Origin of the sequence: uncultured Caballeronia sp. (assembly GCF_964243625.1) — a bacterium.
Lineage (GTDB): Bacteria > Pseudomonadota > Gammaproteobacteria > Burkholderiales > Burkholderiaceae > Caballeronia.
Map to the genome: position 1 here is coordinate 1 of NZ_CAXTGZ010000103.1, position 14758 is coordinate 14758.

Genomic DNA, 14758 nt, shown 5'->3' on the forward strand with positions numbered 1-14758 from the left:
ACATTGAGGTTTTCTGCGCAAACAGACGCGCGCTGGCATAAAAAAACCCACGTCGCCGTGGGTTTTTCATCGCGTCAGAACCAGCAATCTCAAACCGCGCCGACCAGTCCAGCATCGTGGGCTTGCTGATCCGCGTGATAGCTCGATCGCACCATTGCGCCGACGGCCGCGTGCGTGAAGCCCATCTTGTACGCTTCTTCCTCGTACATCTTGAAGGTATCGGGGTGAACGTAAGAGCGCACCGGCAGATGATGCTCCGACGGCTGCAGATACTGGCCGATGGTCAGCATGTCCACGTCATGTGCACGCAGGTCGCGCATCACCTGAAGGATTTCCTCTTCCGTTTCGCCGAGGCCCACCATCAGGCCGGACTTCGTCGCCACTTCCGGATGCAGCGCCTTGAAGTCCTTCAGCAACTTCAGCGAATGCGCGTAATCCGAGCCCGGACGCGCTTCCTTGTAGAGACGCGGCACCGTTTCGAGATTGTGGTTCATTACATCCGGTGGCGCGGCGGTCAAAATGCCGATCGCGCGGTCAAGACGGCCGCGAAAATCCGGCGTCAGGATTTCGATGCGCGTCAGCGGGGAATGCTCACGCACCTGACGGATACATTCCACGAAATGCGCGGCGCCGCCGTCGCGCAGATCGTCGCGATCCACGCTCGTGATCACCACGTACTTCAGCTTCAACGCACCGATGGTCTTCGCCAGATTCAGCGGTTCGTCGGCATCGAGCGGATCAGGACGGCCGTGGCCCACGTCGCAGAACGGGCAGCGGCGCGTGCATTTGTCGCCCATGATCATGAACGTGGCCGTGCCCTTGCCGAAGCACTCACCAATGTTCGGGCAGCTCGCTTCTTCGCACACCGTATGCAGGTTGTGCTCGCGCAGGATCTGCTTGATCTCCGTGAAACGTGAACTGCCCGTCGCGGCTTTCACGCGGATCCATTCCGGCTTCTTCAGCTTTTCGATGGGAATGATCTTGATCGGGATGCGCGCCGTTTTCGCCTGCGCCTTTTGCTTGGCGGTGGCGTCGTAAGGAACGGCGGGCGTCGTGCCCTGGGTTGCGATGTTTCCGGTTACGTCAGTCATTCGGTCGGTCCATTCAGACGGCTCGCGTGAATCACGCCGTTCTGCGGTTGGGCGGCGGGAGCGCTTTGTCCGCCGATGTGGTGAGTAAGGTTGTCAGCCAGCGTTTGAGCCACGTCGTGCCAGTCGGCCAGCACGCCGAGCGTGGCCATATCGACGGTTTCGAGTCCCGCGTAACCGCAAGGATTGATCGCAAGGAACGGCTGCAGGTCCATCTTCACGTTGAGGCTCACGCCGTGATAACTGCAGCCGTTGCGGATTTTCAGGCCAAGCGCGGCGATCTTCGCGCCCGCATGAGAATGCTGAGCGGGCGTCTCGCTGACGTAGATGCCGGGCGCGCCCGCTTTGCGTTCCGTTTCGAGATTATACGATGCAAGAGTTTCGATCACGCCCTGCTCGATCCGCTGCACGAGTTCACGAACCATCAGCTTGCGCCGGCGCAGGTCGAGCATGAGATACGCCACGACCTGCCCCGGCCCGTGATACGTGATCTGGCCGCCGCGATCGACTTTTACAAGGGGGATATCGCTATTCGGATGCAGCAGGTGTGCGGGGTCGCCAGCCAGCCCGAGCGTGAAAACCGACGGATGCTCGACGAGCCAGATTTCATCGGCTGTGTCGGCCGTGCGGGCTTCCGTGAACGCGCGCATGGCGTCGAAGCTTTCTGGGTATGGCTGCACGCCACGCCAATGAACGTTGACCTTGGGCGTTGAAGCGCCTGGAGCGCGATCAAGGACAGCGGAGGGGGGAGTTGTTACCGGCGTGGCGGACATGATTCCGTTAGTTTACCGAAATCCCGCCGCCCTCGCCGGAGGACGAATCAACGCATGATCGCCCGGATGCGTCGAAAGCTGGTTCAAACCGTCCGCCAGCCCGACCGGAAACGCTCGGCAAGCCGATCGAAGCCACGCGCCAGCCAGCCGATCGCACGTTGGTCTGGACGCCGCGCCAGCGTGAAAACGACTTGCGCCGTGCCGCCGGCTTCCGTGCTCAGCCAAAGCCGCTCGTGCTGGCGCAGCTTCAGGGAATCGCCGGGGACGAGCCAGTAGTCTTCGGTATCGTTGCTGCGCGTGGCCCATACCGGCGCGCCGAGAACCGACAACTTGACGCTGTTGCCAATACGCATCGGCACCGTTTCGCCATCGGCTATTTCGAACGTGATGCTTGTGGATATTTCTCGCATGACAGCCTCCGCCAAAAATCGTGTTGATGAGTAGAAGATAGACTCAGCAAGGGTTTAAGCAAAACGAGCAATTTTCGTCTGTATGTGAGATATATTCACACATACACACATTCGAGCCGATGACCGTGGACCTACGCCAACTCCCCGCTCTCAATGCGTTGCGCGCCTTCGAAGCCGCCGCGCGACACGAAAGCTTCTCGCGCGCCGCCGACGAACTCTTCGTCACCCACGGCGCCGTGAGCCATCAAATCCGGGCGCTCGAGGCGGATCTCGGCGTCACGCTCTTCGTTCGCGATGGCAAGCGCGTGCGGCTGTCGGATATCGGGCGGCAATACGCCGCGGAAGTCCGTACGACCCTCGCCACGCTCGCCGAAGCTACGCGGCGGGTACGTGCAGGGGATCGCGACCGGCGGCTGGTGGTATCGATGCTGTCGTCGTTTTCCGCGCGCTGGGTGACGCCGCGAATTGGCGGGTTTATCGAAGAGCATCCGGAAATCAATCTCGAACTGCTCTCGACAAACGAACTGACCGATTTCACGCGCGAAGACGTCGATGTCGCCATTCGCTTCGCGAGCACCGGGAAATACGCGGGGCTGCATTCCGAAGAACTGCTCGATGAAGTGTTTTTCCCTGCCTGTTCGCCGAACTTCCGCGGCGGCAAGCTGCCTCGCACGCCCGCCGATATGGCCGACGCGCCCTTGCTGCGTTCACACGATGAACTCTGGCGCCCCTGGTTCGACGCAGCCGGGCTCGTGGATCTGCCCGAACCCAAGCGCGGCGTTCTTTACGAAGATTCGTCGAATTTGCTGCAGGCGGCCATTCAGGGCCAAGGGATCGCGCTCGTGCGCCGGTCGCTCGCCATGCATGAAATCGTGGCGGGACGGCTTGTGAGGCTGTTCAACATTGATGGGCCGAGCCCGTGGAATTACTACTTCGTGTGTCCGCTCGCACTGCTCGGGACGCAGCGCGTGCAGACGTTTCGCGCGTGGCTGCTGGACGAAATCATGCAGTTCAAGCAGCTTTACGAGCGCACGCCGGCCGTGTGCGACGGGCCTGCGCACGTCCGGGCCGCCAGGGGCACCGTCGCTGCAGGTACTTAAAGCACCACTTTGACCATTGGGTGACCGGTCAGCGCACGATAGATATCGTCCAGATGCGCGCGGCTCTGCGCGCGAACGGTGAGCGTCAGACCGGTGTATTTACCGCCCGACGACGGACGCGTTTCAATGCGCTCGATGTCAAAGTGGTCGTCGAATTCGCGGATCACGGTGACGACGGCATCGCGGAATTCCGGATGCGTCGCGCCCATCACCTTGATCGGGAAATCGCAGGGGAAATCGAACAGGGCGTCGATATCGGGTGAGCTCATGGTGTTCTCCATCTAACGGACGCCCGGGCTGTCCGGGCGTCTCACAGCAGACATAGATGGAGCCGGATCGGCCGATTCCAACTTGCCCGATGTTGCTTGCTTCTTCCTTATTTCTTCTTCTGCCACATCATCAGCAGCGAATCCCACGTCCGGCCGACAAAACCGGCTTGCGGCACATCCTGAAGCGCGACCAGCGGGAATTGGGCGACTTCCTTGCCGTCGGCCATCATCTTGACGGTGCCGACCTGCTGGCCCTTCTTGACCGGCGCGACAATGGTGTCGTTATGCGTGACCGTGGGCTTGACCTTCTCGCCCATGCCCTTCGGAACGGTAATGTACTGATCGGTTTCCACGCCGGCCTTGAGCGCGTTTTCCGTGCCCTTGTAGACGCGCGGCGAATCGATCACCTGGCCCGCCTTGTAGAGGCGCACCGCGTCATAAGCGGTGTAGCCGTAGTTCAGCATCTTCAGGCTGTCCTGCACGCGGTTGTGCTCTTTCGGCTCGCCCATCATCACGGCGACCAGCCGGCGGCTCGCGTCAGGCACGCCTTCCAGCGGACGCTTCGCGCTCGCGATCAGGCAATAACCCGCTGCCTTGGTGTGGCCGGTCTTCAGGCCATCCACCGTTGAATCGATCCACAGCAGGCGGTTGCGGTTCGGCTGCTTGATCTTGTTATAGGTGAAATCCTTCACCGAGAAAATGGCGTAGTACTCGGGGAAATCGCGGATCAGGCGCGTGGACAGCACGGCCAGGTCGCCTGCCGTGGTGTAGTGATTCGGGTCGGTCGTGCCATTGACATCGGCAAAATGGGTATTTTTCATACCAATCTGCTTGGCCGCCGCGTTCATCAGTGTGACGAAATTGCCTTCGCTTCCGCCCACCAGCTCAGCCAGTGCAATGGCTGCGTCGTTGCCCGACTGGATGATCATGCCGTACACGAGATCGTGCACGGTCACCGGCTTGTTCGCCTCGATGAACATGCGCGACTCGTCCGTGCCCACGCGGCGCACGGCCTCGCTCGGCATGACGGTCTGGTCCATGTTGATCTTCTTCGACTTGAGCGCGTCGAAAACGAGATACGCGGTCATCAGCTTGGTCAGCGATGCCGGTTCCGAGCGTTCATCCGGGTTGCCGGACGCGAGCACCTGGTTGCTGGTTGCATCGACGAGAACCCACGAGCGGGCCGTTACATCGGGTGGCGGAACCTGGGCGAAAACGCTCGCCGCGACGAGCGTCGCCGGCAGGACGATAGCGGCAGCAACGGCACGATGAACGAAAGAGGGAGCAACGAAGGGCAAGCCGGAAGGGGAAAAGCGCATAGGTTCGGATCGGCAGAAAAGGCATCGGCGAGTCGGCGTTTTCCGGATGTCCGAGAAAAGACGCGACTCGCGGGTTGTACAGGCGGAGGGTCAGTCCGGCGGAGCGCTGTGCTTCGACGCAGGGCGCGAAGATTCGTTCGGACCGACCTCCGCGCGCTTCGATACTCGAGCGGCACATGGACTGAACGCGACCGTTGAATCGAGCGGTGAATCGCGTGCTGCATGCGCTGCGGCCAAGCGGCGGCCGAATAGTCGGCCGGGCAAAAGTCTGCGCCATTATACGCGTGCGCAATGTTGCTTTTGCCGTGGAAGTGGCTTGATTTGCCGGGGATTCTTGAAAGCGAGTGTAAAAACGAACGCGGCGCAAAGCCTTTGAAAGCCCTGGCGCCGCGCGTTGATCCAGCAGAAAGTAGCGGTTGTTCCTGCGTAAGCCTCAACGCCAAGCGTCGACGATGATCTTCTTCAGCACATGCAGCTTTCTATGGAAGAAATGCTCGCCGCCCGGGATCACGACGACGGGCAATTCCTGCGGGCGCGCCCATTCGTAGACCGAGGTGATCGGAACGGTATCGTCGACTTCGCCGTGGATCACGAGCGTGTTGTCCGGCACCTCGGCGACCGGCCAGTTGCTCGCTGCCGTGCCGACCATGACCATGCGCTCGATCGCCTCGCCGGACTCGCGCAACTGCTTCGCCACATGCGAGAGCACGAAGGTGCCGAACGAGAACCCGGCAAGCACGAGCGGAACATCGGCTTGGCCCGGTTGCGCACGCATATACGCGACCACCGCCAGCAGATCGTCGCGCTCGCCCGTGCCGTTGTCGTGTTCGCCCGCCGTTTGTCCCACGCCGCGAAAATTCGACCGATACGTGATGTAACCAAGCTGGACCATCGTTCGCGCGAGCGTCTGCGCGACCTTGTTGTCCATGGTGCCGCCGTAAAGCGGATGCGGGTGCGCCACGAGCGCAATGCCGCGCGAGGGGGTGCCGTCGGCCGGACGATCCAGCGCGACTTCGATCTTGCCTGCGGGGCCATCGATCAGGAACTTCTCGGTCTGTGCATTCATTCCCTGAACCTCAGGCCGCCGGCTGATCGATGAGCAAACGCTCCACGATCTTGCCGTTCACCAGATGCGAATCGACAATTTCATCGATATCCGTTTCATCCACGTAGGTGTACCAGGTGCCTTCCGGATATACGACGATCACGGGCCCGAGTTCGCATCGTTCGAGGCAGCCCGCCTTGTTGATGCGCACTTTGCCGTCGCCCGCGAGGCCGAGTTTCTTCACGCGTTTCTTCGCGTACTCCTGCATGGCCTGGGCGCCGCAATTCGCGCAGCTTGGGCGCGGGGCGTCGGGCGCGCGTTCGTTGAGGCAGAAGAACACGTGATACTTGTAGAAAGGGTCCATGAGCTTGGCCGGGGATTTTGTGGGGGTTGATTCGATTATAACGACCGTCACCCGGGTCAGCTTTTCACGCCACCGCCACGCCGCCACGCCAGGAATGCGCGCTCCGCCGTGGATGCCAGCCATCCCAGTGCGGCATATGGCCACACCCACGCGAGCCAGTGCGCGAGACCGTTGAAATGCAGATAACGTCCCTGGCGCCAATCGGCCACGACGATATCGAAGTAAGGATTCACCGGCAGCAGATTGACCAGCACGAGCGCCACGATCAACGCAATGCCGGCGAGCGTTGCACGCCATGGCCGGGAGCATTTCAGGGACAGCAGCCCCGCCGCCGTGCCGGCCGCAATGCCGTACACGGCGCCGTCGGTGGCCCAGTCGAAGGTCAGCCCCGAGCGCGATTGCAGGAAGGTCGCGCCGGCTTTCGCGCACAGCGTTGCGATCACGAGCCCGAGTAAAAGACGCACGCGCGGTGCGCGGGCTCGCATGGGCAACGTGGTCAGCACGAGCGCCGCAAACAAGTTGAGTGATGTGATGACCATTTCCCAGGTGTCATCGGGAAGGCGATCGCCAAGACGCATCGGCCATGCGGTCACGTTCCACGCTACCGGTATCCATGAAAGCAGTGCCTCCTGCATCACAGGGTCGAGTTGCTGCCACAGCAGGCGCGGCAAATTGCCGACGGCGAACAGGAACGGTGCGGGGTACATCGTGGCGAAAGGCCAAAGCGCCGATAACCCCAGCATGTACGCCGCGTCCCGCTCGAACCACATGAAGCGCAGGCGCCGCAGCGCGCCACGGTCGAGTAGCATGCTCGTGGCCGGCGCGGTCAGCGCGGCGCCGAGCAGCGCGCCCAGCGCGTTCGCCGCCAGGTCCAGATTCGATGAAACCCGCGTCGGCAAATACGTCTGCACGGCTTCCATGGCGCCCGACAACATCGCCCCGCCAATGAACGCAACGCCAGCCGCGAGCACGCCGCGGTATCGTGGATAGAGCGCCAGCACGGCCAGCGCGCCGAACGGCATATAGCCGAGCACGTTCGTGATCACATCGAACGCGGTGAGATATTGCGGCAGCGGATCGGTGAGATAGGCGAACGGGCCGATGCCGAGCGACCGCCAGCCGGAAAACGGATACAGCGATCCATAGACGACCAGCAGCGTATAAACGGCGAGCGCTTGCCGCGACAACGCCGATGGCCGGCGTTGCCAGTGCTTGACGATCATGCAGGCCGCCTTGAAGCGCGCGGCGCTGCGTGGTTCGCCCTCGCTGTCACTGCGATGCAACCAGTGGCTGCACGCCAAGCCAGGCGGCCATTTGCGCGATCAGGTCGTCGGACGCGGCGGCAAGCGCCCTTGCGCCGCCGGCGGCATCGGGCGTATAGGAAGGGGCGCGCGCAATGAACGTGCGCTGGCTGACCACCTGCCCGTGCTGCGACAACGTCACCCGCGCCGATACTTCGCCGTGGCTCTTTTCGGGGGCATCGAAGACTTGTTCGAAGTCCGTCAGATCGACCTGCAGCATGGGCGCGCGCACCGGGTCGGAGCCGGTCAGCACGGGACCACGTGACGCCAGCGCGACGCGCAAACGCTGCGTCAGCAGGTCGGCGGGCGACATGGTCCAGTGACTGTCCGAATAACGCCCGATGCGCTGTGCATCGGCGTATTTCAAGCGATATAAAAACGCATCCGTATCCAGGTTCTTGGATGCGCTCACCGCCAGCACCTTCACCGGCGGCATGGGCATGGTGTTGCCGAGCGGTGCGGGGTCGCCGAGGTCGTATCGAATATTCGATACCGCCGCCGGCGGTCCCGAAGCGCAACCGGCAAGCACTGCAGCGAGGGAAAAAACAATAAAACCGGAGCGCGCTCGCGGCAGCGGGCGCACAGCGCGCTTTACCAAGCGCTTCGCCTGCAAGATCGTGTGTGGCATCTCAGTTTCCTGATTGATTTATCGAAAGGTCCGGCTGCTGCCGTTTGAAACCACTGCGGCAGTGGACGAACAGATTTATTTCGACGGCGCCGCCGGCCATTTGAAACCCGGCTCGCCCGGGCCCGGCTCGGGCTGCGGCGCGCCGAACAGCACGCTGCGCGGGTTCCGGTTGAACGTGTCAGCCGCGCGATCAACGGAACGCGCCGCACTGCCCACGTCATCGGCCAGCGAATTCACGCGTGGCAAGGTTTCATAACCGACTCGCGCCGACATCTCCTGTAACGACTCGTTCACTTCGTTCAATACGCGGCCGGCGCGTTCCGCCGCGTCGCCCGCCTTGTTCAGGTTCGTGACAAACGGACCGTCCGCACGGCTCAGGTTGTTCGCCAGCGCGTTCGTGGAAGCGAGCGTGCGGTCGAGCTGATGCAGCGTGCGCGGCAACTGTTCCGCCACCGGCCCGACTTGCTTGCTCAACATGGCGATGCCGTCGGCCGCGCCCTGCAGGCTCTTCGTTGTCTGCATGACCTGGTCGCGCATGTCGTCGGACAGGAATCTGTCTGCGTCGTCGGCGATGCGTTCAAACTTTTTGATCAGGATGTCGCCACGTTGCTGCAATTGATCGAACAAGCCGGGATGCAGCGGCAGCGAAGCGACCTGGGTCGACGATGACGTCAACGGCGCCGGGTCCTTGCCCGTGTCGTCGAGTTGCACGAACGCAATGCCCGTTACGCCCTGGAACCCAAGCGTGGCGAACGTGGATTGCGTGATCGGCGCGGTTTTATCGACCATGATGCGAATCCGGATCTGACCGGGATGGCCCTGGTCGAACTTGATGGACTGCACCTTGCCGACGCCGAGGCCGCGATAACGCACGTCGGCGTCGGTATAGAGGCCCGTCACGTTGGTCCGCGCGACCAGGTCATACGGCACGCGCACCGTGCGGTCGACGTTGAAGAAGAACACCGCAACGCCAATAGCGACCATCAGTCCGATAGTGAACAGACCGGCCAAGAACGCATGGGATTTGTTTTCCATCAACAGGTTCCTTTGTTACTGCTTACTGCCTGAGCGCAAAACGAAGCCACTCATGAGAACGTCTAGAGCGTGGGGCCGCACGGCGCATCTTCGAGCGCGACCGCCGGCAACCTTTTGCGGCGTTCGGGCGGAAGCGCCTGCAACGCGCGCCTGCCGCGCCGCCCGAGAAAATACTCGCGGATAAACGGGTGATCGACCGCGACCGCCTCTTCCACGGGCGCGGCGACCAGCACCCGCCGATCGGCGAGCACCGCCACGCGCGTGGAAAGCGCGACCATGGTGTCCAGGTCGTGCGTGACGAGAACCACGGTCAAACCCAACGCGCGATGCAGCGTAGCAATCAAATCGACAAATTCGTCCGATGCCTTCGGGTCGAGCCCGGCCGTGGGTTCATCGAGGAAAAGCAGTTCGGGTTCGAGCGCGATCGCCCGCGCAATACCCACGCGCTTGACCATCCCGCCCGATAACGCCGACGGCATCTTGCTCATGTTCTTGCACGAAAGGCCGACCATTTCGAGCTTGAGCATGACGAACTCGCGGATCAGGTCTTCCGGGATCTTGCCGAGTTCGCGAAACGGCTGGGCAATGTTGTCGTACACCGACAGAGAAGAAAACAGCGCGCCCTGCTGGAACATCATGCCGGAGCGCGTGCGCAGCATCCGCGCGGTTTCCTCGTTCATCTTCGCCCATTCTTCGCCGAGCACGCGGATGGTGCCGCTCGTGGGCGACTCGAGTCCGAGCATCTGCCGCACGAGCGTGGTCTTGCCGGAACCCGAACCGCCGAGCAGCGCGAGGATCTCGCCGCGCCGCACTTCGAGGTTCAGGTGCTCGTGAATCACCGTGCTGCCGTAGCGCTTGGTTACATCGACCACTTCGATGACAGGCTCCGCCGTCACCGGAGTCGGCTTATGGCGAACGGCCGAGGCGAGCGTTGCCGACATCAGATTCCCACCCGTTGGAAAAGGATCGCGAAGACGGCGTCCGCCAGGATCACGATGGTGATGGACGACACCACCGAGGTCGTGGTCCCCTCGCCCAAGCTTTGCGAGTTCGCCTTGATGCGAAAGCCGAAATGACACGCGGCCAGCGCGATCAGCATGCCGAACACCACGCCCTTGCCGAGCCCGATCCACAAATTCGCGATAGGCACGACCGACGGCAGCGACCGCGCAAAAAACGACAGGTCGATACCCAACACCAGCTTCGCGGCCAGCGCGCCGCCGAGCAGCGAGACCATGTTGGTCCACATCACCAGCAACGGCATGGCAATACCAAGCGCCAGCACGCGCGGCAGCACGATGCGCAAGCCGTGCGGAATGCCCATGACCTGCATGGCGTCGAGTTCTTCCGTCACCCGCATCACGCCGATCTGCGCGGTGATCGCGGACCCTGAACGCCCGGCGACCAGGATGGCCGAGAGCACAGGCCCCAGTTCTCGGATCACCGACAACCCGAGAATATTCACGATGTACTGGTTCGCGCCGAACATGCGCAATTGTTGCGCGGACAAATAGCTCAGTACGATCCCGATCAAAAATGCGACCAGCGCCGTAATGCCGAGCGCCTGCGTGCCGGCGCTATATATGTTCGCGGATATCTCCGTCCACGGAATCCGTTTCGGCCGACGCACCAGTCCGATCAGGTCCAGCACGAAGCCGCCGAACAGCGCCAGGCCGCCGTACAAATGCTCGAAGAACGAGAACAGGATCAGCCCGAAGCGCGTGATGGGGTCGATTCGATCCACCACCTCGGGCTCGTCGCGATTGGCGTCGAGCAATGCGACGCGCTCGAAGATTTCTTTCTGCGTGTCGGAGAGTGAAACCTGCTCCGGCAGCTTCCTGCCCCACACGCGCCAGAGCGCCTGGCCGCCCACGTGATCGAGCCGTTCGACGGGCAGCAGGTCCCAGTGCTTGATTGCTTCCTGGCCCACGCCGCGCAGCCGTTCCACCACACCGCGCTTGGTGGTCGCATGATCGCGCGCCAGTGCAAGCGCCGTCCACTGGCCGGAAAGCCGGACAACCTTGCCCTGCTGGCCGGCCTCGACCTTGAGGCCTGGCGGAGTGTCGAAGTTCAAGGCTCTAAAACGCTCGGAGTAGGGTTTCAGGGAGCACTCATTGTAGCGAAGCTATTCTGGAATCTCGCGAAAGGTGACAGCGTTGGCCATTCGGCCGGGTTTTCCGCGCTCCGGCCCGTGCATCAACCGTCGCGAAGGGTTCCGGCGCCACGCCCGGGTCCGGCACATCGCTACAATGCGCATATGAACTCATCCAATTCGTCTTTTCCTCTCGATGCCGCCTGGCGTATCGACAGCGAGCGGCTCATGTCGCTGGCCGCGCGGCCGGTGCGCGACTGGTCAATCGAGATCGTCGATGAAACGGGCTCCACGAACGCCGACCTGATGGCGCAGCTCAAGGCGCAGCCGCGCAACAGGACGTCGGCGTCGGCGCCGGACTCGTTCTCGGCACGTTCCACGCTGAAGGCCGCTGATGGCGGCCCGTTCGTGCGCGTCGCGTACTTGCAGACCGCCGGGCGTGGACGGCGCGGGCGCGCGTGGATTGCGCAGCCGGGCAACGCGCTGACCTTCTCGGTCGGATGTGTGTTGCCACGGCCGCTGGAAGGGCTCGCGGGGTTGAGCCTCGCGGTCGGCACCGCCGTGCTCGAGGCGCTGAACACGTTGCCGCTGTCGGCATCGGCGAGACTCGCCTTGAAATGGCCGAACGACATATTGCTCGACGACGGCAAGCTCGCCGGCATCCTGATCGAAACCGCGTGGAGCACGCCGCGGGCGAGCGCCGTGGTGATCGGAATTGGCATCAACCTGCACGGCGCGGCGCAACTGGCGGCGGAACTCAATGAGGCCCAGCGCCGCAACGCGCTGCCCACGCCGGGGAACACGCCGGCGTCATTGTCGAGGGCCTGGAGCGACGCGAATCTCACCGATACCCTCGCCGCCGTGCTGAACGCGCTCGACGCCACGCTCGCGCGGTTCGGCGCCGACGGCTTCCGCCCGTTTCGCCAGCAATGGCTCGCGGCGCACGCGTATGCGGGGCGCGAGGTCGTGTTGCTGGAGCAAGGCGTGGAAGTGGCGCGCGGTCTGGCGGTGGGTATCGACGATAACGGCCAGTTGCAGATCGATACCGCGACTGGCCTCAGAACCGCCAGCAACGGCGACGTCTCTTTGCGGCTCGCGGAGGAACGTCCGTGAGTGAAGCGCCGTTTTTGCTCATCGATGCCGGCAATAGCCGGATCAAGTGGTCGATCCTGACGACCGCAGGCGAAAGCCTGCGCGACGGCGCCTTCGAACACGCTGACCCACTGGAATGGCCGCATGATGTGAAACCGGGAAGCGTGTGGATATCAAACGTCGCCGGGGCGGCCGTGCACGAGCGCATTGCCCGTCAGATCGAGCAACGCTGGCCGGGCTTGCCGTACACATTCGTGCGCGCTCAGGCGAAACAACTGGACGTGACGAACAGCTATTCGGAACCGTCATCGCTTGGCAGCGACCGCTGGTGCGGCATGATCGGCGCGCACGCCGCGTATCCCGGCGAAAACCTGCTGATCGCAACCTTCGGCACGGCGACGACGCTCGAAGCGCTGCTCGCCGACGGCACCTTTACCGGCGGTCTGATTGCGCCCGGCTGGCAGTTGATGATGCAATCGCTCGGCAGCCACACGGCGCAGTTGCCCACTCTCCAGCCCGATACAGCCCGCGACGCGCTCGCGTCGTCCGCAAGCGTTTTTGCAAATGACACGCGCGCGGCTTTATCGACAGGATGTTTGCTGGCGCAGGCCGGCTTGATAGAGCGTGCGTGGCAAGATCTGCGCGCGCAATGGAACGGCGATTTCCGCCTGATTCTGAGCGGCGGCGCCGCCCGTGAAGTAGCGGGCGCGTTAAAGGTGCCGCATACTCGTCACGACTCGCTGGTGCTCGCCGGACTCGCGTTGATCGCGCGCGAGAACGCTGCACCTTCTGCAGTGACCCGAACACTCGAATGAACCAATTGAACCCGATTGATCAACTCATTGATGGAGCGCTTTCCATGCTGCGCTGGCTGATCGCCCTGTTGTTCCTCGCAAACCTGCTGATGTTCGTGGTCGTGCAAGGCGTGTTCGGACCGTTGCCGTCTGCCGGCGGACGCGAACCGCAACACCTCGACCGCCAGATTCACCCTGAACTCGTTCGCACGCGTCCCATCAGCCCGGAAGAAGCGGCGGATCAGGCCGTGGTCGGCGGTCCTGCGCCAGCGGCGGCAGTTCAGGCCGCGCCGCTTTCGCAATAAGCCGCTAACTCGGCCGCTGCCAGGCAACCAGGCACCTACCCCTGCGTGCGTACCCTCTTGAGCAGCGCGGTTGTCGAGCGATCATGTTCGAACGGAATGGCGAGCGCCTTGCCGCCCCAACTGCGCACCAGAGCGGATTCGGCAAGCTTGTCCATGTCGTAATCGCCGCCCTTCACGAGCACATCCGGATGCAGTTCGCCGATCAGTTCCAGCGGCGTGAACTCCTCGAACTTCACCACCCAGTCGACGCTTTCCAGCGCAGCCAGGAGCGCCATGCGGTCGTCCTCACGATTGATCGGCCGGTCATCGCCCTTGCCGAGCAGACGCACCGATGCATCGCTGTTCACACCCACGATCAACGTTGCGCCCAGCGCTTTGGCATCGGCGAGATAGGTCACATGTCCGCGATGCAGGATATCGAAAACGCCATTCGTGAAGACTACGGGCGCGCTCAGTTGCGGGCGCAACGCGGCAAGCGCAACGCGCGTCATGATCTTGCGTTCGAAAGGAGCGGCCATGGCAGGAACAAGGAGAAATCAGGAAGGTGCGTAGTGTGCCACGCACGCGACGACGCCTCGAAAAAGAAAACAGCCCGCGGGCATGGACCGGCGGGCTGTTTCCTTGTTTCCAGAACTGAACAAACCAGCAGTCAAGCTCAGGCAGGCTGTTCCGACGCGCCCTTGGCCGCCTGCAACCGCAACACCACTTCCTTGCGATACCGGTTCAGCTCCTGAGCCGTCAGGAACGAACGCTCGAACAGGATGGATAAGTTATGCAAGATCCGTTCGACGACCTTCTTCTCCCAGCTATCGTCAAAGCGAATCTGGTCGTCGAGCCAGCGTTCGAGCCATTCCGGATCAGGCAGGCGAGACTGGATGGTGTCGCGCGGAAAGAGCGCCTGATTCACGTGGAGGTTGGTCGGATGCAGCGGTTTTTCCGTGCGTCGCGCCGAGGCCATCAGCACACCGATCTTTGCAAAAGCCGCACGCGCGATATCGCCGGTCTGCACCATCGCTTTTTTCATGTAGCGCAGATACGCGCCGCCGTGCCGGGCTTCGTCGCGGGAAATGGTTTCGTAGATGTGCTTGATGACCGGCTCGGTATGCCATTCGGCCGCACGCCTGTACCAGTGGTTCAGGCGGA

General features: G+C 62.6%; 17 protein-coding genes and 1 pseudogene. 4 read left to right on the top strand and 14 right to left on the bottom strand.

Annotation, left to right across the window (positions count from 1 at the left end; genetic code table 11):
* Positions 1–89: 89 nt before the first annotated feature.
* From lipA to ACFFAR_RS09615, 3 genes are all read right to left on the bottom strand, one after another.
* Positions 90–1091 carry a lipoyl synthase gene (gene lipA, locus ACFFAR_RS09605; RefSeq protein WP_062168815.1) on the bottom strand — a complete coding sequence of 334 codons (1002 nt, stop codon included), beginning with the start codon at positions 1089–1091 and terminating at the stop codon, positions 90–92.
* On the bottom strand, positions 1088–1861 hold the full coding sequence (gene lipB, locus ACFFAR_RS09610) for a lipoyl(octanoyl) transferase LipB (RefSeq protein WP_375507814.1): 774 nt from the start codon (positions 1859–1861) through the stop codon (positions 1088–1090). Before lipB ends, lipA begins: the two co-directional genes overlap by 4 nt.
* An 83-nt stretch (positions 1862–1944) precedes the next feature.
* Positions 1945–2271: a DUF2917 domain-containing protein gene (locus ACFFAR_RS09615; RefSeq protein ID WP_061998311.1), complete on the bottom strand. Its 327-nt coding sequence runs from the start codon at positions 2269–2271 to the stop codon at positions 1945–1947.
* Between the two features lie 125 nt (positions 2272–2396).
* On the opposite strand from ACFFAR_RS09615, the gene ACFFAR_RS09620 reads away from it, so the two are divergent.
* Positions 2397–3371: a transcriptional regulator GcvA gene (locus ACFFAR_RS09620; RefSeq protein ID WP_174364096.1), complete on the top strand. Its 975-nt coding sequence runs from the start codon at positions 2397–2399 to the stop codon at positions 3369–3371.
* On the opposite strand, the gene ACFFAR_RS09625 is transcribed toward ACFFAR_RS09620, so the two are convergent.
* The 9 genes from ACFFAR_RS09625 to ACFFAR_RS09665 all read right to left on the bottom strand — a co-directional run bounded on the left by ACFFAR_RS09625 (position 3368) and on the right by ACFFAR_RS09665 (position 11406).
* On the bottom strand, positions 3368–3640 hold the full coding sequence (locus ACFFAR_RS09625; RefSeq protein ID WP_062000655.1) for a DUF493 family protein: 273 nt from the start codon (positions 3638–3640) through the stop codon (positions 3368–3370). The genes ACFFAR_RS09620 and ACFFAR_RS09625 overlap by 4 nt on opposite strands.
* 107 nt (positions 3641–3747) lie before the next feature.
* Positions 3748–4959 carry a D-alanyl-D-alanine carboxypeptidase family protein gene (locus ACFFAR_RS09630; protein ID WP_375507815.1) on the bottom strand — a complete coding sequence of 404 codons (1212 nt, stop codon included), beginning with the start codon at positions 4957–4959 and terminating at the stop codon, positions 3748–3750.
* 433 nt (positions 4960–5392) lie between these two features.
* Positions 5393–6025, bottom strand: a complete 633-nt coding sequence (locus ACFFAR_RS09635; RefSeq protein ID WP_174364097.1) for a serine aminopeptidase domain-containing protein — start codon at positions 6023–6025, stop codon at positions 5393–5395.
* Positions 6026–6035: 10 nt separating this feature from the next.
* On the bottom strand, positions 6036–6368 hold the full coding sequence (locus tag ACFFAR_RS09640) for a ferredoxin (RefSeq protein WP_061998308.1): 333 nt from the start codon (positions 6366–6368) through the stop codon (positions 6036–6038).
* Between the two features lie 56 nt (positions 6369–6424).
* A complete protein-coding gene (locus ACFFAR_RS09645; RefSeq protein WP_174364098.1) occupies positions 6425–7591 on the bottom strand; it encodes a VanZ family protein in 1167 nt (388 codons plus the stop codon).
* Positions 7592–7637: 46 nt separating this feature from the next.
* Entirely contained in the window at positions 7638–8297 is a 660-nt protein-coding gene (locus ACFFAR_RS09650; protein WP_061998307.1) for an ABC-type transport auxiliary lipoprotein family protein, read from the bottom strand.
* Between the two features lie 75 nt (positions 8298–8372).
* A complete protein-coding gene (locus ACFFAR_RS09655) occupies positions 8373–9332 on the bottom strand; it encodes an MlaD family protein (protein WP_062168808.1) in 960 nt (319 codons plus the stop codon).
* A 62-nt stretch (positions 9333–9394) separates the two neighbouring features.
* On the bottom strand, positions 9395–10273 hold the full coding sequence (locus tag ACFFAR_RS09660; RefSeq protein ID WP_062168806.1) for an ABC transporter ATP-binding protein: 879 nt from the start codon (positions 10271–10273) through the stop codon (positions 9395–9397).
* On the bottom strand, positions 10273–11406 hold the full coding sequence (locus tag ACFFAR_RS09665) for an ABC transporter permease (RefSeq protein WP_061998305.1): 1134 nt from the start codon (positions 11404–11406) through the stop codon (positions 10273–10275). Before ACFFAR_RS09665 ends, ACFFAR_RS09660 begins: the two co-directional genes overlap by 1 nt.
* Positions 11407–11589: 183 nt before the next feature.
* Between ACFFAR_RS09665 and ACFFAR_RS09670 the strand changes: the two genes are divergently transcribed.
* Genes ACFFAR_RS09670 through ACFFAR_RS09680 form a run of 3 tightly spaced genes read left to right on the top strand, consistent with a single transcriptional unit; the run spans position 11590 to position 13615 of the window.
* A complete protein-coding gene (locus ACFFAR_RS09670) occupies positions 11590–12537 on the top strand; it encodes a biotin--[acetyl-CoA-carboxylase] ligase (protein ID WP_375507816.1) in 948 nt (315 codons plus the stop codon).
* A complete protein-coding gene (locus ACFFAR_RS09675; protein ID WP_174362692.1) occupies positions 12534–13331 on the top strand; it encodes a type III pantothenate kinase in 798 nt (265 codons plus the stop codon). The genes ACFFAR_RS09670 and ACFFAR_RS09675 overlap by 4 nt, the downstream gene beginning before the upstream one ends.
* A gap of 44 nt (positions 13332–13375) precedes the next feature.
* A complete protein-coding gene (locus ACFFAR_RS09680) occupies positions 13376–13615 on the top strand; it encodes a hypothetical protein (RefSeq protein WP_062000652.1) in 240 nt (79 codons plus the stop codon).
* 35 nt (positions 13616–13650) lie between these two features.
* Here ACFFAR_RS09680 and rfaE2 read toward each other — a convergent pair whose 3' ends face one another.
* Both rfaE2 and ACFFAR_RS09690 read right to left on the bottom strand, forming a co-directional pair.
* Complete coding sequence (gene rfaE2 / locus ACFFAR_RS09685) at positions 13651–14133, bottom strand: D-glycero-beta-D-manno-heptose 1-phosphate adenylyltransferase (RefSeq protein WP_174362691.1); 483 nt, start codon at positions 14131–14133, stop codon at positions 13651–13653.
* A gap of 137 nt (positions 14134–14270) precedes the next feature.
* A pseudogene (locus ACFFAR_RS09690) lies at positions 14271–14758 on the bottom strand (ferritin-like domain-containing protein); the annotation flags it as partial.